The organism is Variovorax sp. 770b2, from assembly GCF_900115685.1.
Classification (GTDB): Bacteria; Pseudomonadota; Gammaproteobacteria; order Burkholderiales; family Burkholderiaceae_C; genus Variovorax.
In genome coordinates, this window is the sequence record NZ_FOXJ01000001.1 from 937,331 (window position 1) to 959,546 (window position 22,216).

Annotated in this window: 19 protein-coding genes; 17 read left to right on the forward strand and 2 right to left on the reverse strand. The window is 67.0% G+C overall.

The genetic code is table 11. From position 1 onward, the window contains the following. Positions 1-127: 127 nt before the first annotated feature. The 6 genes from BM133_RS04205 (at position 128) to BM133_RS04230 (ending at position 8,111) form a co-directional block, all read left to right on the forward strand. Positions 128-3,004: a 2-oxoglutarate dehydrogenase E1 component gene (locus BM133_RS04205; RefSeq protein WP_093431864.1), complete on the forward strand. Its 2,877-nt coding sequence runs from the start codon at positions 128-130 to the stop codon at positions 3,002-3,004. 54 nt (positions 3,005-3,058) lie between these two features. Further along, entirely contained in the window at positions 3,059-4,327 is a 1,269-nt protein-coding gene (gene odhB / locus BM133_RS04210) for a 2-oxoglutarate dehydrogenase complex dihydrolipoyllysine-residue succinyltransferase (protein WP_093431865.1), read from the forward strand. A 16-nt stretch (positions 4,328-4,343) separates the two neighbouring features. Beyond that, positions 4,344-4,808 carry a GNAT family N-acetyltransferase gene (locus BM133_RS04215; protein ID WP_093431867.1) on the forward strand — a complete coding sequence of 155 codons (465 nt, stop codon included), beginning with the start codon at positions 4,344-4,346 and terminating at the stop codon, positions 4,806-4,808. A gap of 15 nt (positions 4,809-4,823) precedes the next feature. Beyond that, positions 4,824-6,251: a dihydrolipoyl dehydrogenase gene (gene lpdA / locus BM133_RS04220; RefSeq protein ID WP_093431868.1), complete on the forward strand. Its 1,428-nt coding sequence runs from the start codon at positions 4,824-4,826 to the stop codon at positions 6,249-6,251. Positions 6,252-6,351: 100 nt separating this feature from the next. Then, positions 6,352-7,449, forward strand: coding sequence for a cell division protein ZapE (gene zapE / locus BM133_RS04225; RefSeq protein ID WP_093431870.1), 1,098 nt, complete (start codon positions 6,352-6,354; stop codon positions 7,447-7,449). Beyond that, entirely contained in the window at positions 7,446-8,111 is a 666-nt protein-coding gene (locus BM133_RS04230) for a hypothetical protein (RefSeq protein WP_093431871.1), read from the forward strand. The genes zapE and BM133_RS04230 overlap by 4 nt, the downstream gene beginning before the upstream one ends. Positions 8,112-8,166: 55 nt before the next feature. Here the strand turns inward: BM133_RS04230 and BM133_RS04235 are convergent, their stop codons facing one another. Further along, positions 8,167-8,955, reverse strand: coding sequence for a PP2C family protein-serine/threonine phosphatase (locus BM133_RS04235; protein WP_093431873.1), 789 nt, complete (start codon positions 8,953-8,955; stop codon positions 8,167-8,169). A gap of 108 nt (positions 8,956-9,063) precedes the next feature. Here BM133_RS04235 and BM133_RS04240 point away from each other — a divergent pair, with 108 nt between their 5' ends. Beyond that, the gene (locus tag BM133_RS04240; protein WP_041943815.1) at positions 9,064-9,267 is read left to right on the forward strand and encodes a YdcH family protein; all 204 of its coding nucleotides are present in this window, start codon (positions 9,064-9,066) and stop codon (positions 9,265-9,267) included. After that, positions 9,264-11,330: a DNA repair helicase YoaA gene (locus BM133_RS04245; RefSeq protein ID WP_093431875.1), complete on the forward strand. Its 2,067-nt coding sequence runs from the start codon at positions 9,264-9,266 to the stop codon at positions 11,328-11,330. Before BM133_RS04240 ends, BM133_RS04245 begins: the two co-directional genes overlap by 4 nt. A 4-nt stretch (positions 11,331-11,334) precedes the next feature. Here the strand turns inward: BM133_RS04245 and BM133_RS04250 are convergent, their stop codons facing one another. Continuing rightward, positions 11,335-12,141 carry an outer membrane protein assembly factor BamD gene (locus BM133_RS04250; RefSeq protein ID WP_093431877.1) on the reverse strand — a complete coding sequence of 269 codons (807 nt, stop codon included), beginning with the start codon at positions 12,139-12,141 and terminating at the stop codon, positions 11,335-11,337. Between the two features lie 71 nt (positions 12,142-12,212). Between BM133_RS04250 and BM133_RS04255 the strand changes: the two genes are divergently transcribed. The 9 genes from BM133_RS04255 to hisS all read left to right on the forward strand — a co-directional run bounded on the left by BM133_RS04255 (position 12,213) and on the right by hisS (position 22,210). Next, on the forward strand, positions 12,213-13,181 hold the full coding sequence (locus BM133_RS04255; protein WP_093431878.1) for an RluA family pseudouridine synthase: 969 nt from the start codon (positions 12,213-12,215) through the stop codon (positions 13,179-13,181). Between the two features lie 127 nt (positions 13,182-13,308). Continuing rightward, entirely contained in the window at positions 13,309-14,220 is a 912-nt protein-coding gene (gene scpB / locus BM133_RS04260; RefSeq protein WP_093431880.1) for an SMC-Scp complex subunit ScpB, read from the forward strand. Next, positions 14,207-16,009, forward strand: coding sequence for a pseudouridine synthase (locus tag BM133_RS04265; protein ID WP_093431881.1), 1,803 nt, complete (start codon positions 14,207-14,209; stop codon positions 16,007-16,009). The genes scpB and BM133_RS04265 overlap by 14 nt, the downstream gene beginning before the upstream one ends. A gap of 152 nt (positions 16,010-16,161) precedes the next feature. Beyond that, the gene (ndk, locus tag BM133_RS04270) at positions 16,162-16,587 is read left to right on the forward strand and encodes a nucleoside-diphosphate kinase (RefSeq protein ID WP_093431883.1); all 426 of its coding nucleotides are present in this window, start codon (positions 16,162-16,164) and stop codon (positions 16,585-16,587) included. Positions 16,588-16,608: 21 nt separating this feature from the next. Beyond that, positions 16,609-17,763 (forward strand): dual-specificity RNA methyltransferase RlmN, encoded by a 1,155-nt coding sequence (gene rlmN / locus BM133_RS04275; RefSeq protein WP_093431884.1) that lies wholly within the window; start codon positions 16,609-16,611, stop codon positions 17,761-17,763. A gap of 4 nt (positions 17,764-17,767) precedes the next feature. Further along, positions 17,768-18,622, forward strand: a complete 855-nt coding sequence (gene pilW, locus BM133_RS04280) for a type IV pilus biogenesis/stability protein PilW (protein WP_093431886.1) — start codon at positions 17,768-17,770, stop codon at positions 18,620-18,622. Beyond that, entirely contained in the window at positions 18,615-19,577 is a 963-nt protein-coding gene (locus BM133_RS04285; RefSeq protein WP_093431887.1) for a helix-turn-helix domain-containing protein, read from the forward strand. Before pilW ends, BM133_RS04285 begins: the two co-directional genes overlap by 8 nt. After that, complete coding sequence (gene ispG, locus BM133_RS04290) at positions 19,574-20,884, forward strand: flavodoxin-dependent (E)-4-hydroxy-3-methylbut-2-enyl-diphosphate synthase (protein WP_371286305.1); 1,311 nt, start codon at positions 19,574-19,576, stop codon at positions 20,882-20,884. The genes BM133_RS04285 and ispG overlap by 4 nt, the downstream gene beginning before the upstream one ends. A gap of 15 nt (positions 20,885-20,899) precedes the next feature. After that, on the forward strand, positions 20,900-22,210 hold the full coding sequence (gene hisS, locus BM133_RS04295) for a histidine--tRNA ligase (protein WP_093431889.1): 1,311 nt from the start codon (positions 20,900-20,902) through the stop codon (positions 22,208-22,210). The last annotated feature ends 6 nt before the right edge of the window (positions 22,211-22,216 follow it).

A 22,216-nucleotide genomic window follows, 5' to 3' on the forward strand; every position in this document is an offset into this window, starting at 1 on the left:
TGGCACAATGCCAAGGTACTCAGGCCCTTCCCCAGCCACAGTCGCATCCGCCAATCGGTTCAGCCGTGTCGCGGAAGGTTTCTTAACCAGCTAGTGCTTCCTTCAGGGAAGCGAAGGTCAGCGGATCATGAGCGATTCCTCTACGCCCACGGCGTACACCGCCTATCAAGGCAACACCTACCTCTTCGGCGGCAACGCGCCCTATGTCGAAGAGATGTACGAAAACTACCTCTCCAATCCCGGCAGCGTTCCCGACAACTGGCGTTCGTACTTCGACGCCCTGCAGAACGTGCCCGCGGCCGACGGCACCAACACCCGCGACGTACCGCACCTGCCGGTCATCAACGCTTTCGCCGAGCGCGCCAAGCAGGGCACGACCAAGGTCGTGCAGGCCAGCGGCGCCGACTCCGAACTCGGCCGCAAGCGCACCTCCGTCCAGCAGCTGATCGCCGCCTACCGCAACGTCGGCGCACGCTGGGCCGACCTGGATCCCCTGAAGCGCGCCGAGCGCCCGGCCATTCCGGAGCTCGAGCCCTCGTTCTACGGCTTCACCGATGCCGACCTCGAGACGGTGTTCAACACCAGCAACACCTTCTTCGGCAAGGAGACCATGTCGCTGCGCGACCTGCTCAACGCCTTGCGCGAAACGTACTGCGGCACGATGGGCGCCGAGTACATGTACACCACCGACCAGAACCACAAGCGCTGGTGGCAGCAGCGGCTGGAAAGCGCCCGCACCAACCCGCAACTGAACGCGGACCAGAAGAAGCACGTGCTCAACCGCCTGACCGCGGCCGAGGGCCTGGAGCGCTTCCTGCACACCAAGTACGTCGGCCAGAAGCGCTTCTCGCTCGAAGGCGGCGAGAGCTTCATCGTCTCGATGGACGAACTGATCACCCAGGCCGGCGCCAAGGGCGTGCAGGAAATCGTGATCGGCATGGCCCACCGCGGCCGCCTGAACGTGCTGGTCAATTCGCTGGGCAAGATGCCCGCCGACCTGTTCGCAGAGTTCGACCACACCGCCCCCGAAGAGCTGCCCAGCGGCGACGTGAAGTACCACCAGGGCTTCAGCTCGGACGTGACCACCCCCGGCGGCCCGGTGCATTTGAGCCTCGCGTTCAACCCCTCGCACCTTGAAATCGTGAACCCTGTGGTCGAAGGCTCGGTGCGCGCCCGCATGGACCGCCGCGCCGACCCGCTGGGCAAGCAGGTGCTGCCCGTCATCGTGCACGGCGACGCCGCCTTCGCAGGCCAGGGCGTCGTGATGGAAACGCTGGCGCTGGCCGAGACCCGTGGCTACTCCACCGGCGGCACGGTGCACATCGTCATCAACAACCAGATCGGCTTCACCACCAGCGACCCGCGCGACAGCCGCTCGACGCTGTATTGCACCGACATCGTCAAGATGGTCGATGCGCCGGTGCTGCACGTGAACGGCGACGACCCCGAAGCCGTGGTGCTCGCCACCCAGCTCGCGCTGGACTTCCGCATGGAATTCCAGAAGGACGTGGTCGTGGACATCATCTGCTTCCGCAAGCTCGGCCACAACGAGCAGGACACCCCCTCGCTCACGCAGCCGCTCATGTACAAGAAGATCGCCCAGCACCCCGGCACGCGCAAGCTGTATGCCGACAAGCTGGCCGCTCAGGGCCTGGGCGACACGCTGGGCGACGACATGGTCAAGGCGCAGCGCGCGGCCTTCGACGAAGGCAAGAACACCGTCGATCCGGTGCTCACCAACTTCAAGAGCAAGTACGCCGTCGACTGGAGCCCGTACCTCAACAAGAAGTGGACCGACGCCGGCGACACCGCCATCCCGTCGTCCGAGTGGAAGCGCCTGGCCGAGAAGATCACCACGGTGCCGGCCGGCTTCACGGTGCACCCGCTCGTGAAGAAGGTGCTGGACGACCGCGCCGCCATGGGCCGCGGCGACGTCAACGTCGACTGGGGCATGGGCGAGCACATGGCCTTCGCCTCGCTGGTGGCCAGCGGCTACCCGGTGCGCCTGTCGGGCGAAGACTCGGGCCGCGGCACGTTCACGCACCGCCACGCCGTGCTGCACGACCAGAACCGCGAGAAGTTCGACACCGGCACCTTCACGCCGCTGCAGAACGTGGCCGAGAACCAGGCCCCGTTCGTCGTGATCGACTCGATCCTGTCGGAAGAGGCCGTGCTCGCGTTCGAATACGGCTACGCCTCGAACGACCCGAACACGCTCGTCATCTGGGAAGCCCAGTTCGGCGACTTCGTGAACGGCGCGCAAGTGGTGATCGACCAGTTCATCGCCTCGGGCGAAGTGAAGTGGGGCCGCGTCAACGGCTTGACGATGATGCTGCCGCACGGCTACGAAGGCCAGGGCCCGGAGCACAGCTCGGCGCGCCTGGAACGCTTCATGCAGCTGAGCGCCGACACCAACATGCAGGTGGTGCAGCCCACCACGGCCAGCCAGATCTTCCACGTGCTGCGCCGCCAGATGGTGCGCAACCTGCGCAAGCCGCTGGTCATCATGACGCCCAAGTCGCTGCTGCGGAACAAGGACGCGACCTCGCCGTTGTCCGAGTTCACCAAGGGCAGCTTCCAGACCGTCATTCCCGACAGCAAGGGCCTGAAGGCCGAGAAGGTCAAGCGCCTGATCGCCTGCTCGGGCAAGGTCTACTACGACCTGGCCAAGAAGCGCGAAGAGCAGGGCAGCGACGACGTGGCGATCATCCGCGTCGAGCAGCTCTACCCGTTCCCGCACAAGGCGTTTGCGGCCGAGATCAAGAAGTACCCGAACCTCGCGGACGTGGTGTGGTGCCAGGACGAGCCGCAGAACCAGGGCGCCTGGTTCTTCGTGCAGCACTACATCCACGAAAACATGCAGGACGGCCAGAAGCTGGGCTACTCCGGCCGTGCCGCTTCGGCATCGCCGGCGGTCGGGTACTCGCACCTGCACCAGGAACAGCAGAAGGCGCTCGTCGATGGCGCATTTGGCAAGCTCAAGGGCTTCGTGCTGACCAAGTAATCCAAGCCTCTTTTCACACGAACACCCTCAAGAAAAACACGGAGCAATCTCCAAATGTCTATCGTAGAAGTCAAAGTCCCCCAGCTTTCCGAATCCGTGGCCGAAGCCACCATGCTCACCTGGAAGAAGAAGGCCGGCGAAGCCGTCGCCGTCGATGAAATCCTGATCGAGATCGAGACCGACAAGGTCGTGCTGGAAGTGCCCGCGCCCTCGGCGGGCGTGCTGGCTGAAATCGTGCAGCCCGATGGCGCCACCGTGGTGGCCGAGCAGCTGATCGCCAGGATCGACACCGAAGGCAAGGCCGCCGCCGCCGCGCCTGCAGCAGCACCCGCTGCCGCAGCGCCAGCCGCAGCAGCGCCTGCGCCGGCCGCCGCGGCCGCTGCAGCCACCGGTGGTTCGAAGTCGGACGTTGCCATGCCCGCCGCTGCCAAGCTGCTGGCCGACAACAACCTGAAGACCGCCGACGTTGCCGGCACCGGCAAGGACGGCCGCGTCACCAAGGGCGACGTGCTCGGCGCCGTGGCTTCGGGCGCCAAGCCTGCGGCGGCTCCCGTTGCCGCACCGGCTGCCAAGCCCGCACTGCAGCAAGTCGCCTCGCCGACGGGCTCGCCCGACCTGGGCGAGCGTCCGGAGCAGCGCGTGCCGATGAGCCGCCTGCGCGCCCGCATCGCCGAGCGCCTGCTGCAGTCGCAATCGACCAACGCGATCTTGACGACCTTCAACGAAGTGAACATGGCGCCCGTCATGGAACTGCGCAAGCGCTTCCAGGACAGCTTCACCAAGGAACACGGCGTGAAGCTGGGCTTCATGTCCTTCTTCGTGAAGGCGGCGGTGCACGCGCTCAAGAAGTACCCGGTGATCAATGCCTCGGTCGACGGCAACGACATCCTGTACCACGGCTACTTCGACATCGGCATCGCCGTCGGTTCGCCGCGCGGCCTGGTGGTGCCGATCCTGCGCAATGCCGACCAGATGAGCTTTGCCGACATCGAGAAGAAGATCGCCGAGTACGGCAAGAAGGCGCAAGACGGCAAGCTGGGCATCGAAGAGATGACCGGCGGCACGTTCTCCATCTCCAATGGCGGCACCTTCGGCTCGATGCTCTCCACGCCGATCATCAACCCGCCCCAGTCCGCGATCCTCGGCGTGCACGCCACCAAGGACCGCGCGGTGGTGGAGAACGGGCAGATCGTCATCCGCCCGATGAACTACCTGGCCATGAGCTACGACCACCGCATCATCGACGGCCGCGAAGCCGTGCTGGGCCTGGTCGCCATGAAGGAAGCGCTGGAAGATCCGTCGCGCCTCTTGTTCGACATCTGATCCACGCGCGCTGCCGATGGAGTGGTATTGCAAGTCTTTCGACGCTCTGACGGCGCCGGAGCTCTACGCGATCCTGTCGGCGCGCAGCGAAGTCTTTGTCGTGGAGCAGCGCTGCGTGTACCTGGACCCGGATGGCAAGGACGCGCAGGCGCATCACCTCTTCGCGCTGGACGATGGCGCAGAGGGCCGGCCGCAGGTGGCTGCGTACCTGCGGCTGCTGCCGCCGGGCGTGTCGTACGAGGAAGCCTCGATCGGGCGCGTCCTGACGGGCATCGCGTACCGCGGCCAGGGCATCGGGCAAGAGCTCCTGAACCAGGGGCTCCTGCAAGCGGGCAAGCTCTGGCCCGATGCCGCGTTGAGGATCGGCGCGCAGGCCTACCTGCAGAAGTTGTATGAGTCGGCGGGCTTTGCCAAGGTGGGCGAGCCCTACGACGAAGACGGGATACCGCACATCGAGATGGTGCGGCGCGTTCATCACTAAATTTTCGAGAATCAAATGACCAAACAATTCGACGTCATCGTGATCGGCGGCGGACCCGGCGGTTACATCGCCGCGATCCGCGCGGCGCAACTGGGCTTCAACGTGGCCTGCATCGACGAGTGGAAGAACGCCAAGGGCGGTCCCGCGCTGGGCGGCACCTGCACGAACGTGGGCTGCATTCCCTCGAAGGCGCTGCTGCAATCGTCGGAGCACTTCGAGCACGCCGGCCACGGCTTTGCGGACCATGGCATCAAGGTGTCGGGCCTCGCGCTGGACATCGACAAGATGCTGGCCCGCAAGGACCAGGTCGTGAAGCAGAACAACGACGGCATCACCTACCTGTTCAAGAAGAACAAGATCACGTCGTTCCACGGCCGTGGCTCGTTCGTGAAGGCCGCCGAAGGCGGCTACGAGATCAAGGTGGCGGGCGCTGCCGAGGAAACCATCGTCGGCAAGCACATCATCGTGGCCACGGGCTCCAATGCCCGCGCGCTGCCGGGTGCGGCCTTCGACGAAGAGAACATCTTGTCGAACGACGGCGCGCTGCGCATCGGCGCCGTGCCCAAGAAGCTCGCGCTGATCGGCTCGGGCGTGATCGGCCTGGAAATGGGTTCGGTGTGGCGCCGCCTCGGCTCGGAAGTGACGGTGCTCGAAGCGCTGCCCACCTTCCTGGGCGCGGTGGACGAGCAGATCGCCAAGGAAGCCAAGAAGGCGTTCGACAAGCAGGGCCTGAAGATCGAACTGGGCGTGAAGGTCGGCGAGATCAAGTCGGGCAAGAAGGGCATCTCGATCGCCTGGACCAACGCCAAGGGCGAAGCCCAGGTGCTGGACGTCGACAAGCTGATCGTCTCGATCGGCCGCGTGCCCAACACCATCGGCCTGGCTGCCGACGCCGTGGGCCTGGCGCTGGACGAACGCGGTGCCATCACCGTGGACGGCGACTGCAAGACGAACCTGCCCAACGTGTGGGCGATCGGCGACGTGGTGCGCGGCCCGATGCTCGCGCACAAGGCCGAGGAAGAGGGCGTTGCCGTGGCCGAGCGCATTGCCGGCCAGCACGGTCACGTCAACTTCAACACGATTCCCTGGGTGATCTACACGCACCCCGAGATCGCGTGGGTCGGCCAGACCGAGCAGCAGCTCAAGGCCGAAGGCCGCGCCTACAAGGCCGGCAGCTTCCCGTTCCTGGCGAACGGCCGCGCGCGCGCGCTGGGCGATACGACGGGCATGGTCAAGTTCCTGGCCGATGCGACGACCGACGAGATCCTGGGCGTGCACATGGTGGGCCCGCAGGTCAGCGAGCTGATCTCCGAAGCCGTGGTGGCCATGGAGTTCAAGGCGAGCGCTGAGGACATCGCGCGCATCTGCCACGCGCACCCGTCGCTGTCGGAAGCCACCAAGGAAGCCGCCCTGGCGGTGGACAAGCGCACGCTCAACTTCTAAGGATGTTCGCCCTCCGGCTTGCCGCTTCGCGGACTGCGCCACCCCTCGCGGGGAAGGCTCGGTCGCCTTGGGGCGGCCCGGCGGCGACCTGAGGTCTATCTTGAGCGTCAAAGAGGCTTACGAAAAGGAACTCGCCGCGCGCGGGTTCCAGAGCGATCCCGCGCAACTGCACGCCGTGGAGGCGCTGGATCGCTGCGCGAACGAATGGGCCGAGTACAAGGCCCAGCGTTCCAATGCGCTGAAGAAGTTCATCAACCGGCCCGAGCTGCCGCGCGGCGTCTACATGTACGGTGGCGTCGGGCGGGGCAAGAGCTTCCTGATGGACCTGTTCTTCAACGCGGTGCCGCTGCGCCGCAAGACGCGCCTGCACTTCCACGAATTCATGCGCGAGGTGCACCGCGAGCTGCGCGAGTTGCAGGGCACGGTCAACCCGCTGGACGAGTTGGGGCTGCGCATCTCCAAGCGCTACAAGCTCATTTGCTTCGACGAGTTCCACGTGGCGGACATCACCGACGCGATGATTCTTCATCGGCTGCTGGTGTCGCTGTTCGAGAACGGCGTGGGCTTCGTCACCACCTCCAATTTCAAGCCCGACGACCTGTATCCCGGCGGGCTGCACCGCGACCGCATCCTGCCCGCGATCGCGCTGCTCAACGAGAAGCTGGAAGTGCTCAGCGTGGACAACGGCACCGACTACCGGCGCCGCACGCTCGAGCAATTGCGCATGTACCTCACGCCGAACGATGCGTCGACGGAAAAGGAAATGCGCAAGGCCTTCGACAAGCTGGCCGAGACGGCCGACGAAAGCCCGGTGCTGCACATCGAGGCGCGCGAGATCCGCGCGCGGCGCAAGGCCGGCGGCGTGGTCTGGTTCGACTTCAAGACGCTCTGCGGCGGACCGCGCTCGCAGAACGACTACCTGGAGATCGCGAGCCAGTTCCACACCGTGCTCCTGTCCGACGTGCCGCACATGCCGGTGCGCATGGCCTCGGAAGCACGCCGTTTCACCTGGCTGATCGACGTCTTGTACGACCGGCGCGTGAAGCTCATCATGTCGGCTGAGGTTCCGCCGGAGGCGTTGTACACCGAGGGTCCGCTGGCGCACGAGTTTCCGCGCACGGTTTCCCGGCTCACCGAAATGCAATCGAGCGAGTTCCTCTCCCTGGAACGCCGCATCGTCGATACCCGACTCACATGAAAAAAATCGCCCTTGCCTTGCTGATGACGTTGGCCAGCCTTCCGCTCTGGGCGCAGTCGAACGCCGCGGCGGGCAACGCCAATCTCGATGCCGAACGCAGCCGGCTGTCCACCGAGCGCGAGGCGATCGAAGCGCGCTTCGTGAAGGAGCGCGCGGCCTGCTACAAGAAGTTCGCGGTCGAGGACTGCCTGCGCGAAAGCCGCGGCCGCAGGCGCACGGAACTCGACAGCATCAAGCGCCAGGAAACGGCGATCAACGACATCCAGCGCCAGCGCGCCGGTGCCGCGGAGTTGCAGAAGCTCGACCAGAAGGCCGCGACGCAACGCCCGGCGGACACCACCGAGAAGAAGGAGCAGTCGCAGCAGGGCCAGAAAGACCGCGAGCAGCGCGCAGCCGACCATGCAACCAGCCGTGCCGCCACGGCCGCCGAGGCGGCCGAGCGCCAGCGACAGTTCGACGACAAGCAGAAGGCGCACGCCGATGCGGAGGCCAAGGCCGCGCAACGCCGCGCCGAGGCGCCGACAGCGGCCGCGCAGTTCGCCGACAAGCAGAAGAAGGCCGAAGAGCACAGGGCCAGCCGCGAGCGGCAGAACACCAACCGCACCAAGCCGCGCGGCGCGCCGCTGCCGCCGGCCACGGCCGCATCGGCGCCGGCGCGCTGAGCACATCGGCACCGACGCGTTGAGCATCAACGCCGACGCGCCGAGGGCCCGGCGATCAGGCCGTTGCGGTGGCCGCTGCCGCTGTAGGCAGCGGGTCGAGCTTCAGCACGGCGATCGAGATGTTGTCGCCCGTTCCGCGGGCCCGGCGACGCGCTTCTCCCACCAGGATCTCGACCGCGTCGCGCGGCGGCTGCGCATACAGCACGCTCGCCAGTTCCGCGGGGCTGAAGTAGTGCCAGAGCCCATCGCTGCACGCCATCAGCAGGTCGCCCGTCTGCATCTTCGGGATGTAGTGCGGGTCGATGGGCGGCGGCGTCGTGGCCATACCCAGGCAGCCGAGCAGGATGTTGCCTTGCGGATGCACGTTGGCCTCGGCCTCGCTGATCTGGCCGCGGTCGACCAGCGCCTGCACATACGAATGGTCGCGCGTGCGCTTGATCAATTGCCCGTCGTGAAAGTGATAGATGCGTGAGTCGCCCGCATGAATCCACGCGCAGTCGCCCTTGGGGTTCATGAGAAACGCAGCCAGCGTGCTGTGCGGCTCCTGCTCGCTGGAGATCGCGGTGAGCTTGATGACCGTGTGCGCGTCGTCGAGCAGTTGGCGCAGCACCGCCTCGGGGTCGTCGCGGTCGGGGTGGTAGCGCGTAAAGAGCTGGCGCGCGGTCATCAGCACCTGGTCGGAGGCCTTGCGGCCACCGCTGCGCCCGCCCATTCCATCGGCGATGACGCCCAGGACACAGCCCGGCGTGCGCGGATGGCTCATCATCAACACCTGGTCCTGTTGATAGGGGCGGTCTCCCTTGTGGAGTCCGGTGGCGGCGGCAAGTCGAAAGCCTTGGGTCATGAGCACATGTGCGCCAAAGGCGCGCTTCCTGTCTTCTCGTAAATTCGTATCAGGACGTATTATCGAATGAACATGCGCCGCGCAAACCCTGCGTTCGCACACCCACCGTTGGACTCCAATCTCCACTCCCTTTCCCGCCAACTGATCGAACTGCGCATCGAGCATGCCGATCTGGACGCCACCATCGACCGCCTCGCCGAAGCCTCGCCGCAAGACGAGCTCCTGCTGCGGCGCCTGAAGAAGCGCCGTCTCGCGCTGCGCGACCAGATCACGCGCGTGGAGAACATGCTCGATCCGAGAGAGCCCGCGTGACGGAAACGCTCCAGGACAAGGTGCGCGATGCGTTCGCGCAGGGCGGGGTGCTCTCGCATGCCGCCGATCAGTTTCGCGAACGCTCGGGCCAGACCGACATGGCAATGGCGGTGGCCCGCACCATCGACCAGGGCGGCGTGCTGGTGGTCGAGGCCGGCACCGGCGTCGGCAAGACTTTTTCGTACCTCGTGCCGGCGCTGCTGAGCGGCGAGCGCGTGCTGCTGTCGACGGCCACCAAGACGCTTCAGGACCAATTGTTCGGCCGCGACCTGCCGCGGCTGGTCGAAGCCTTCGGGCTGCCTGTGCGCACGGCGCTCTTGAAGGGGCGCGGCAGCTACCTGTGCCTGCACCGGCTCGACACGGCGCGCCACGATGCCTCCTTGCCCGAGCGCGGGAGCCTGCGCACGCTCGCCAAGATCGAGCAATGGTCCAAGGCGACGCGCACCGGCGACCTGGCCGAGCTGCCCGGGCTCGACGAGCGTTCGCCGCTGATTCCCTTGATCACCTCCACGCGCGAGAACTGCCTGGGCGCGCAGTGCCCGCAGTTCAAGCCCTGCCACGTCAACCTGGCGCGGCGAGAGGCATTGGCGGCCGACATCGTGGTCATCAACCACCACCTGTTCTTTGCCGATCTCGCGGTGCGCGAGACCGGCATGGCAGAACTGCTGCCGACCGTGAGCGTGGTGGTGTTCGACGAGGCGCACCAGCTCAACGAGACCGGCGTGCAGTTTCTGGGCGCGCAACTGGGCAGTGGCCAGGCACTCGACTTCGCGCGCGACATGCTGGGCGCGGGCTTGCAGCACGCGCGCGGGCTGGTCGATTGGCAGCAACTGGTGGCGGCCGTCGAGCGGGCCGCGCGCGAACTGCGGCTGGTGGTCGGCAAGCAATGGCCCGGGGCCAAGCTGCGCTGGATGGGAGAGTCGCCGGAGGGCGTCGACCCTGGGGCCTGGCAAAGGTCGCTGGAGGATCTGCAACATTCGTTCGAGCTCGCGGCCGAGGGGCTGGACACCGTCAGCGAAATTTCTCCCGACTTCGTGCGCCTGCACGAGCGGGCGCAGCAGCTTGCCAAGCGCGCGGCACGTTTCGCGCTGCCCTGCGCGGTCGATTCGGTGCGCTGGGTGGACGTGGGCTCGCAACTGCGGCTGATCGAATCACCGCTCGACATCGCCGAGGCGATGCGCAAACGCGTGCTCAAGATCAGCGAGCCGGACGACGAAGACGACAGCGACACCGACGCCTACGGCGAGCGTCCCGCGGCACAGGAGCGGGAGCCCGACCGCCGCGCCTGGGTCTTCACCTCCGCCACGCTGGGCGACGAGCCGACGCTGCGCTGGTTCACCGAACCGTGCGGGCTGGGGGATGCCGAGGTGCTGCGCGTGCAGAGCCCGTTCGACTACGCGTCGCAGGCCGCGCTCTATGTGCCGCGCGTCTTTCCGAAACCCAACGACGCCTCGCACAGCGCGAAGGTCGCGCAACTGGCCGCACGCGGCGCTGCCGAACTTGGCGGGCGCACGCTCGTGCTGACGACCACGCTGCGCGCATTGCGCACCATCGGCGACGCGATGAAGCAGCACTTCGAACTGCTCGATGCGGCGGAGCGGCCCGAGGTGCTGGTGCAGGGCGAGCTTCCCAAGCGCGTGCTGATGGAGCGATTCCGTGAAGGCGCGAACGAGGGACGTGCCGGCTGCGTGCTCGTGGCGTCGGCGTCGTTCTGGGAGGGCTTCGATGCGCCGGGCGACGCCTTGCAGCTGGTGGTGATCGACAAGCTGCCGTTCCCGCCGCCCAACGATCCGCTGGTCGAGGCCCGCTCGCAGCGCCTGGAAGCGCAAGGGCGCAGTTCGTTCAGCGACTATTCGTTGCCCGAGGCGGCCGTGGCGCTCAAGCAGGGGGCAGGGCGTTTGATTCGCCGCGAGACCGACAGCGGCGTGCTGGCGATCTGCGACACGCGGCTGGTGGCGATGGGCTATGGCCGCCGCTTGCTGGCGGCGCTGCCGCCGATGCGGCGGCTGGAAACCGAGGCGGATTTCGAGAGCGCCATCGGCGCCCTCAGGAATCCTGGCTAGCGCTTTACCAGAGCTTCCACCAAGGGTCGTTGTTGCCCTTGAAGCCGTTGGCGAGGTAGGTGCTCTGCGGATAGTTGGTGGTCAGCACGCGCTGGGCGTCGTCGCGCAGGTCGTTCATGCCGAGGGCGTCGTACGACTTCACCATGATGTACAGAGCTTCCTCGAGCGCCGGCACTTCGCGGTAATCGGACAGCGCGATCTGCGCCCGGTTGATGGCTGCCAGGTAGGCGCCGCGCGAGTAGTAGTAGCGCGCCACGTGAACTTCGTACTGCGCGAGCGAGTTCACGATGTAGTTCATGCGCTGGCGCGCGTCGGGGGCGTAGCGTGAATCGGGGAACCGCGTGACGAGGTCGCGGAACGATTCGAACGATTCCTTGGCGGCCTTCTGGTCGCGCTCGGACAGGTCCTGGCGCGTGAGGAACGCGAACATGCCCAGGTCGTCGTTGAAGTTGATCACGCCCTTCAGGTAGAGCGCGTAATCGAGCGCCGGGCTGGCCGGGTGCAGCTTCATGAAGCGATCGATGGTGGCGATGGCGCTGGCCTTTTCGCCGCTCTTGTACTGGGCGTAGGCTTTTTCCAGCTGCGCCTGCTGCGCGAGCGGGGTCCCGGCGGCGCGGCCTTCGAGCTTCTCGTACAGGGGCACTGCCTTGTCGTAGGCGCCCGAGCCGACTTCGTCCTTGGCTTCCGAGTAAATGCGGTTGGGGCTCCATCCGGCAGTCTTGTCTTCCTTGGTGGAAGAGCAGCCGGTAGCGAGCAGGGCCGCCGCGCTGAGCGCGATCCAGGCGGGGACCGATAATTTGGCGCGAAACATCACATACGGCTTTCGTGAAACAGTTGCCTTCAATTATATCGACCGACCCTTTGGCCGATCCCCCGGAAACCATGGAGCTCGAAGAGGGCGCCGATCCGGTCGAATCGAGCGAACTGCGCCCCTTCGCCATCAGCCAGGCGCAGCATGGCCAGCGGCTCGACCGGGCACTGGCCGTCCTGGTGCCCGAGTTTTCCAGAAGTTACCTGCAGCAACTGATCGAAGCCGGCGCGGTCGAGCTTCAGGGCCGCACGCTCACCAAGGCCTCGGCCACCGTGCGCGCGGGGCAGGCGGGGCGTATCGAGCTGAAGCCCACGCCCCAGAGCCAGGCCTTCCGGCCCGAGCCGATGGATCTGGTCACCGTGTTCGAGGACGAGCACCTGCGCATCGTCGACAAGCCGGCCGGCCTGGTCGTGCATCCGGCCCCGGGCCACTGGAGCGGCACGCTCCTGAACGGGCTGCTGGCGCTGGATGCGAAGGCCGTGCTGCTGCCCCGCGCGGGCATCGTGCACCGGCTCGACCGCGACACCAGCGGGCTGATGGTCGTCGCGCGCACCCGCGCCGCGATGGACGCGATGGTGGCGCTGATCGCCGCGCGCGAGGTCAAGCGGCAGTACCTTGCGATCGGGCACAAGCCATGGGTCGGCGCCGCGGCCCGCCAGGTCGATGCCCCGGTCGGGCGCGATCCGCGCAACCGGCTGCGCATGGCCGTGGTCGACCTGGAGCGCCATTCGGGCAAGACGGCCCGCACGCTGATCGAGCGGCTGGACAGCCATTCGGAAGGGTGCGTGGTGCGCTGCACGCTCGAAACCGGCCGCACGCACCAGATTCGCGTGCACATGGCGTCGATCGGCCATCCGCTGGTGGGCGACGCGCTGTACGGCGGCGCCCCGGCCGTCGGCCTGGCGCGCCAGGGGCTGCATGCGTTCCGGCTCGCGTTCGTGCACCCCATCACGCAAGCGGCGCTGGAGTTCCGCTCGCCGCCGCCGCCGGACCTTGTCCAGGCTTTGCAGTCCTGGGGGCTGGACTACAATCGCGCCTGACGGCCCGAGGGCCGCGCCGGCCCCGATGCCGGCCCTGCGTTGCACTCGCCGCGTGCCGGCAACGCCTCCTTCTTTCATCCTTCTGAACAAGCGCCTTCGAGGCGCCTTTTCCCGGATAACGCGAACCATGAATACGGCGGATGCCAAGCGCATTCTCGAAACCGCCTTGATCTGTTCGAGCCAGCCGTTGCCGGTGCGCGATCTGCGCGTGCTGTTCGACGACGAGCTGGGCGTGGACACCATCAAGGTGCTGTTGCTTGAACTGCAGGAAGACTGGGCGCAACGCGGCCTGGAGCTGGTGAGCGTCGGCAGCGGCTGGCGCTTCCAGAGCCGGCCCGAGATGCGCGACCACCTCGATCGCCTGCACCCCGAGAAGCCGCCGCGCTACACGCGCGCCGCGCTGGAGACGCTCGCCATCATTGCCTACCGCCAGCCGGCCACGCGCGGCGACATGGAAGACATCCGGGGCGTCACGATCAACTCGCTGATCCTGAAACAGCTCGAAGACCGCGGCTGGGTCGAGGTGATCGGCCACCGCGAAACCGTCGGCCGGCCTGCGCTGTACGCGACCACCCGGCAGTTTCTCGACGATCTCGGGCTTGCATCGCTGGACCAGTTGCCGCTGATCGAAACCCCCGCGCAGCAGGCCGCCCTGGTCGATGCGCTCGAGCAGGCGTCCGGCAACCAGCCCGGTCTGCCCATGGACGTCGTGGCCGAGTCGGATGCCGATGCCTCCGCCGATGGCGATGCGGACATGGCGCCGGGAGAAGCCTCGCAAGAGGCGCCGCTGCCAGCGGACGCCGCCGTCGAAGCCCCCGCGGAAGTGGTGCAAGCCGCTGCAGCGCAGGTGGCTGAAGATGCCGCGTCTGCCGACGTGGCCGAGGAAGCGGACCAGGCCCCGCTCCCCGCAGGCGATGAGGCCGAGTCTCCCGCCGAAGTCGAACCCACCCGCGTCCCCGATTCCGACCCCGATGCCGCGTCCCAGGACGAGGCCGACCCCCACGCAGTTCCTCCGGAAAAACCCCATGAGCCCATCTGACATCGACGACGCGGGAATCCAGCCGGTCGCGCCTGAATCCGAGCAAAAGGAGGCGCCAGCGACCGAACAGGCTGCGGATGCCGGTATCGATTCCGCAGCGCCTGCCGATGGCGAGGCTCCCAAGAAGCGGCGCCCGCGCAAGAAGAAGGTGGTGGAGGTGGCAGCCGATGAGGCCGAGGCACCTTCTGCAATCGCGCAGGCCGAGCCCGTAGAACCCACAGGACCCGCAGTCGAAACGTCGGTTGCCGCTGCGGCGTCCGAAGACGTTGCCCCGGTCGAAGCCGCCCGCGAGGAGCGCCCGATGGAAGAGGCGCCCCGCGGCGATCAAGGCGACGACGAGGAAGAAGACGAAGACGAAGAACCCGACGAGGAAGAAGACGACCTGGACCGCGCCCGCCGCGCTGCCGAGCGTGAACAGCGCAACGCCCCGCCGACCGAGCCGATCCGCTTCGCCGACGTCATTTCGGGCCAGTTCGATGCCGACGAGGAAAGCCCCGAGGTGCCGCCGCTCAAGCGCGTGCTGCTGCCCGAGGCCGATTCGCCCAAGCTGCACAAGGTGCTGGCGCAAGCGGGCCTCGGTTCGCGGCTCGAGATGGAGTCGCTGATCCTGCAGGGCCGGATTTCGGTCAACAACGAGCCCGCCCACATCGGCCAGCGCATCCAGTACGGCGACCAGGTCAAGATCAACGGCAAGCCCATCCGCTACCGCATCGCACCGCCGCCGCCGCGCGTGATCGCGTACCACAAGCCCGTGGGCGAAGTGGTCACGCATGACGACCCGCAGAACCGGCCCACCGTGTTCCGCAAGCTCCCGCGCCTGCAGCAGGGCAAGTGGCAGTCGGTCGGCCGCCTCGACCTGAACACCGAAGGTTTGCTGCTGTTCAGCAGCTCGGGCGACTTGGCCAACCAACTGATGCACCCGCGCTTCGGCCTGGAGCGCGAGTACGCGGTGCGCGTGCTGGGGGCCCTCAGCAGCGAAGAGAAGCAGAAGCTCCTCGACGGCGTGCGCCTGGAAGACGGCATGGCCCAGTTCGGCACCATCGAAGAGGGCGGCGGCGAAGGCTCCAACTGCTGGTACCGCGTGACCATCTCCGAAGGCCGCAACCGCGAGGTTCGCCGGCTGTTCGAGTCGGTGGGCCATGCGGTCAGCCGGCTGATCCGTATCCGCTATGGCGCGATGGTGCTGCCGCGCGGCCTGAAGCGCGGCGCCTGGATGGAGCTGGACGAGCGCGACATCCGCGCGCTGTTCCAGGCTTCGGGCGGCGCCGCTGCGCGCCCCGCGGCGCCGCAGCAACGCGGTCCCGGCGGCCCCGAAGGCGGTGGCCGCAACGGGCGCAACAAGAAACGCCGTGGCAACCGCAATGCCGGGGGCCAAGGTCAGGGGCAAGAGCAAGGCCAGCAACCGCGCGAAATGCGCGATGACGGGCGCGAGGCGCCCATTCCGAATCCGCTGGGCGACGGTCGCCCGCCGCGCGGCGATCGCGGTGGCCGCGCCAACCGCGGCGGCGGCAACGGCGGCCCGCCGCAGCAGCAGCAGCGCCGCGGCAATGCCGGCGGCAACAACCGCCAGGGGCAGGGGGGCGGCAATCGTCAGGGCGACGATCGCCAGCCGAGCGGCGCCAACCAGCCCGATCCGATGAAGACGTCGCTGGGCTACATCGGCGCTGACAGCTTCTCGCGCCAGCGCAAGGAGCAGCGCGGCGGACCGGGGCGTCGCAGCGGAGGCGGTGGCGCCACAGGGGGTGGCGGTTACGGCGGCCCGGCCGGTTCGCGCCGCCGCGGGCGCTGAAAGCCAGCCGTCACAGCGCGGCTTTCGCGGGGTTTTCACCAATCCCATGGGCCGCGCCGGTTAAAATCAGAGGCTTTGTCGACTGGTTGCGAAACAAATTCGTTGCAGTTGTGACAAAACACTTCAAAATCAAAGCTGCAGGAAGCATTTCAATGGCTATCGAACGTACCCTCTCCATCATCAAGCCCGACGCAGTCGCCAAGAACGTCATCGGCAAGATCGTCTCCCGCTTCGAAGCTGCCGGCCTCAAGATCGTCGCCGCCAAGCTGGTGCATCTGTCGCGCAACGAAGCCGAACAGTTCTACTCGGTCCACAAGGAGCGTCCCTTCTTCAAGGACCTGGTCGAGTTCATGATCTCGGGCCCCGTGTTCGTGCAAGTGCTCGAAGGCGAAAACGCCATCGCCAAGAACCGTGACCTGATGGGCGCCACCGACCCCAAGAAGGCAGCCGCCGGCACCATCCGCGCCGACTTCGCCGACAGCATCGACGCCAACGCCGTGCACGGCTCGGACGCCGCCGAAACCGCAGCGAACGAAGTCTCGTTCTTCTTCGCCGGCCTCAACGTCTACGCCCGCTGAGGCTGTCTGCCGACTGATTCCATGACCACGGCCAACCTGCTCGAATTCGATCTCGAGGGACTGGCCGCGTTCTGCGAAAAGCTCGGCGAGAAGCGTTTCCGCGCCACGCAGCTGTTCCGCTGGATTCACCAGCGTGGCGCCAGCGATTTCACCCAGATGACCGATCTGGCCAAGTCGCTTCGCGAAAAGCTCGCGACCACCGCGCGCGTCGAGGCCCTGACGGTCCTCACGCAGCACGAATCCAAGGACGGCACCATCAAGTGGCTGTTCGACGTCGGCGGCGGCGATGCCGTCGAAGCCGTATTCATTCCCGAGGACGACCGCGGCACCCTGTGCGTGTCGTCCCAGGCCGGCTGTGCGGTCGGTTGCCGCTTTTGCTCGACCGGGCATCAGGGCTTCAGCCGCAATCTCAGCACGGGCGAAATCACCGCCCAGCTGTGGTTTGCCGAACATTTCCTGCGCAAGCACTTGAAGCGTGACGACCGCGTCATCTCCAACGTGGTGATGATGGGCATGGGCGAGCCGCTGCAGAACTATTCGGCGCTGGTGCCCGCCCTGCGCACCATGCTCGACGACAACGCCTACGGGCTGTCGCGCCGCCGTGTCACCGTGTCGACCTCCGGTGTCGTGCCGATGATCGATCGCCTGGGCACCGACTGCGCCGTGGCCATGGCCGTTTCGCTGCACGCGCCCAACGATGCGCTGCGCGACGACCTCGTGCCGCTCAACCGCAAGTACCCGATTGCCGAGCTGCTCGAGGCCTGCAAGCGCTACCTCGAACACGCGCCGCGCGACTTCATTACCTTCGAGTACTGCATGCTCGACGGCGTGAACGACCAGCCCGAGCACGCGCGCCAGCTGATCGAGCTCGTGCGCAAGCACGATGTCTCGTGCAAGTTCAACCTCATTCCGTTCAACCCGTTTCCGGCCTCGGGCCTTCTGCGCTCGCCGCAGCCCCGCGTGCTCGCGTTTGCCAGGGCGCTGAGCGAAGCGGGGCTCGTGACCACCGTGCGCAAGACGCGCGGCGACGACATCGACGCCGCCTGCGGACAGCTCGCCGGCGACGTCAAAGACCGCACCCGCGCGGCCGAACGCATGGCCCAGCGCCGCGCGACGGAGCGCCCCGTTGTCTTGCACCCGATGCGCAAGACCCCTACCGTTCCCCAGGAGCATTGAACCGATGAGCAAGGCCTTTCCGATGACCACCGCGAGCACGCAGCGCATGCTGGCTGCGAGCTTTGCCGGTGTCGCCGTGGCGTTTCTGCTCACGGGCTGCGTCAACACGCGGACCACCACCACCAGCCTGGCCGACACCAGCTCGGGCAAGGGCAACGAGATCGTCACCGAGTCCGACGAGACCAACCGGCAGCGTCGCGCGCGCCTGCGCATGGAGCTGGCTTCGGGCTATTTCGAACATGGCCAGACCACCGTCGCGCTCGACGAAATCAAGCAGGCGCTGGTGGCCGACCCCAACTACGCGGACGCCTACAACCTGCGCGGCCTCGTCTACATGCGCCTGGAGGATGCGGGCCTGGCCGAAGACAGCTTCCGCCGCGCGATCGCGATCAACCCGCGCGACCCCAACATCCGCCACAACTACGGTTGGCTTCTGTGCCAGCAGAACCGCTTTGGCGACGCCGCGCAGCAGTTCACCGAAGCGCTTGCCGTGCCCAGCTACAACGACCGCGCCAAGACGCTCATGACGCAGGGCGTCTGCGAGCTCAAGGCCGGGCTGCGCCCGCAGGCCGAGCGCAGCCTCATGCAGGCCTACGAAATCGACGCCGGCAATCCGGTGGTCGGCTTCAACCTGGCGTCGGTGCTGGCGCAGCGCGACGAGTGGCAGCGCGCGCAGTTCTACATCCGCCGCGTCAACAACAGCCCCTCGGCCAGCGCCGAGACGCTCTGGCTGGGCATCAAGATCGAACGCAAGCTCAACAACCGCGAGGCCATCGCGCAGTTGGGAGGCCAACTGCAGCGCCGCTTCCCCCAATCGCGGGAGGCATCAGCGTACGAGCGCGGGAATTTCAATGACTGAACGGGTTTCGGAGTTCGGCACTTCCGCGGCACTGCCGCTCGAGGAAGGCGACATCGCGCACAAGACGGCCGGCGACCTGCTGCGCGAGGCGCGCGAAGCGCACGGACTGCATATCGACATGGTCGCGGCCGCCCTCAAGGTGCCGCCGCAGAAGCTCATGGCGCTCGAGGCGGACGACATCGCGTCGCTGCCCGACCCGGTCTTTGCGCGCGCCCTGGCCAGCAGTGTCTGCCGGGCCCTGCGCATCGATCCGGCGCCCGTGCTCGCCAAGCTGCCGAGCACCAAGCACACGGCACTGGCCGTGGCCGACCGCACCCTCAAGACCAACATCGTTTCCGGCACACCGCGCTGGAACGGCGGCCGCTCCAGCGTGCTGCCGTCGCGGGCGCTGCTGACGGTGGTCGTGCTCCTGCTGATCGGCGCAGGTGCGCTGTTCTGGCTGCCGCAATCGGTCTTCGACCAGATCGGCGCCTCGGTGTCGCGCCTCACGTCGCGCAGCGAGCCCGATGCGGGTGCGGCGGGCGACGCGCCCGCAGCCGGATCGGTTTCGGGCACGCCGGGCGTCGTTGCCGAGAACGTTCCCGTGCAGGCCGTTGCGCCCACCGGGCCCGCAGGCGATGCACCTGCTGCGGCTGCCAATGCCCCCGCAACTGCGGCTGCGGCTGCGGCAACCGTCGCACCTGCGGCATCTCCCGTTGCCGCCGCAAACAGCAGCCAGCAACTGGTTTTCGTGGCACGCGAAGAGTGCTGGATCACCGTGACCGAAGCTGGCGGCAAGCAACTGCTGCGCCGCAGCCTCCAGGCCGGCGAAACCGTCGGGCTCTCGGGCACGCTGCCACTCTCGGTGGTGGTGGGGCGCGCTTCCGCCGTGGACGTGCAGGTGCGCGGAAAAGCCTACGATCTGAAGCCTGTCACGCGCGGCGGCGGCGTGGCGCGTTTCGAGGTGACACCGTGACCGACTCCACTGACTGCACTCCTCAGCCCATCGATTCAGCCATCGAATCAGCCATCGAATCGGCGGCGCCCAAGGCGCGCCGCTCGCGCCAGGCCAGCGTGGCCTGGGGCCCGCGTGTCGTCACGGTGGGCGGCGATGCGCCGGTGCGCGTGCAGTCGATGACCAACACCGACACGGTCGACGCCATCGGCACCGCGATCCAGGTCAAGGAGCTCGCCATCGCGGGCTCCGAGATGGTCCGCATCACGGTCAACACGCCCGAGGCCGCGGCCCAGGTGCCTTACATCCGCGAGCAACTCGACCGCATGGGCATCGACGTGCCGCTGATCGGCGACTTCCACTACAACGGCCACCGCCTGCTCACCGACTATCCGGCCTGCGCCGAGGCGCTGAGCAAGTACCGCATCAACCCCGGCAACGTGGGCAAGGGCGACAAGAAGGACAAGCAGTTCGGCCAGATGATCGACGCCGCGATGCGCTGGAACAAGCCGGTGCGCATCGGCGTGAACTGGGGCAGCCTCGACCAGGAACTGCTCGCCAGCCTGATGGACACCAACAGCCAGCGCGCCCAGCCCTGGGACGCCAAGCAGGTGATGTACGAGGCGCTGATCACCTCGGCCATCGAATCCGCGAAGCTCGCCGAATCGATGGGCATGGCCGGCAACCAGGTCATCCTGTCGTGCAAGGTGAGCGGCGTGCAGGACCTGATCTCGGTGTACCGCGAGCTCGCCAGGCGCTGCGACTATCCCCTGCACCTGGGCCTGACCGAAGCCGGCATGGGCACCAAGGGCACGGTGGCGTCGGCCACGGCGCTGTCGATCCTGCTGCAGGAAGGCATCGGCGACACCATTCGCGTGTCGCTCACGCCGCAGCCGGGCGAATCGCGCACGCAGGAAGTGCTGATCGCCAACGAGATCCTCCAGGCTTTGGGCCTGCGTGTGTTCGTGCCCAGCGTCACGGCCTGCCCGGGCTGCGGCCGCACCACCAGCACCACCTTCCAGGAACTGGCCAAGCAGATCGACGACTACCTGCGCCAGCAGATGCCGGTCTGGCGCAAAAAGTACCCTGGCGTCGAGACGATGAAAGTGGCCGTCATGGGCTGCATCGTCAACGGCCCTGGCGAGAGCAAGCATGCCGACATCGGCATCAGCCTGCCCGGCACCGGCGAGGCGCCCGCCGCACCGGTCTTCATCGACGGCGAAAAGGCCCTCACGCTGCGCGGCGACAATATCGCCAACGAGTTCCACCAGCTCGTCGAAACCTACATCGAAAAGCGCTTCGGCGGCGAACACGCCGTCGCTGCCTGACACCTCCGCAGACTCATGGCTGAAAAATTGAATGCCGTCAAAGGCATGAACGACATATTGCCGCCCGAATCGGCGCGCTGGGAGTGGCTCGAGGCCACCGTGCGCGACCTGATGGGGCGCTATGCGTACCGCAACGTCCGCACGCCGATCCTGGAGCACACGGCGCTGTTCGTGCGCGGCATCGGCGAGGTCACCGACATCGTCGAGAAGGAGATGTACTCCTTCCACGACCGCTCGGACAAGTACGGCGACAACGACCACCTGACGCTGCGCCCCGAGAACACTGCCGGCCTGGTGCGCGCGGTGATCGAGCACAACATGCTCTACGACGGCGGCAAGCGCCTCTGGTACATCGGCCCGATGTTCCGGCGCGAGAAGCCGCAGCGAGGGCGCTTTCGCCAGTTCCACCAGATCGGCGCCGAGGCGCTCGGCTTTGCCGGCCCCGACGTTGACGCCGAACTGATCCTGCTGGCCAACGCGCTCTGGAAGCGGATCGGCCTGACCGACGTTCGCCTCGAGCTCAACAGCCTGGGGCAGCCCGCCGAGCGCGCGCTGCATCGCGCGCAGCTCATCGCCCACTTCGAGAAGCACGCCGACAAGCTCGACGAAGACGGCAAGCGGCGCCTGCACAGCAATCCGCTGCGCATCCTCGACACCAAGAACCCGGCGATGAAGGACGTGGTCGAGTCGGCGCCGAAACTGATCGATTTCCTGGGTGCCGAATCGCTTGCGCACTTCGAGGGACTGAAGGCCATCCTCGATGCCAACGGCGTGGCCTACACCATCAACCCGCGGCTCGTGCGCGGCCTGGACTACTACAACCTCAGCGTGTTCGAGTTCGTGACCGACCGTCTCGGGTCGCAAGGCACGGTGTGCGCAGGCGGCCGCTATGACGACCTGATCGCGCAGATCGGTGGCAAGCCCGCACCTGCGGTTGGCTGGGCCATGGGCGTGGAGCGCGTGCTCGACCTGATGAAAGAGCAGGGCACCGACATTTCCCTGCCCGTGCCCGACGTCTACGCGGTCGTTCCGGACGCGTCCGCCATGCCCGTGGTGCTGCGCACGCTGCAGCAACTGCGTGATGTCGGTGTGCGCGTGCAGATGCACGCCGCCACGGTCGACGGCCTTGGCAGCTTCAAATCGCAGTTCAAGCGGGCCGACAACAGCGGCGCCACCTACGCCCTGATCTTCGGCGCCGATGAACTTGCACGCGGCGAAGTGACTCTCAAGGCGCTGCGCGACGGCAGCGGCGCGCAAACCTCGCGGCCACTCGCCGAAGTGGCCACCTGGGCCGCCACCCTACAATCCCCGGCTCCCAACACCTGACAGCGC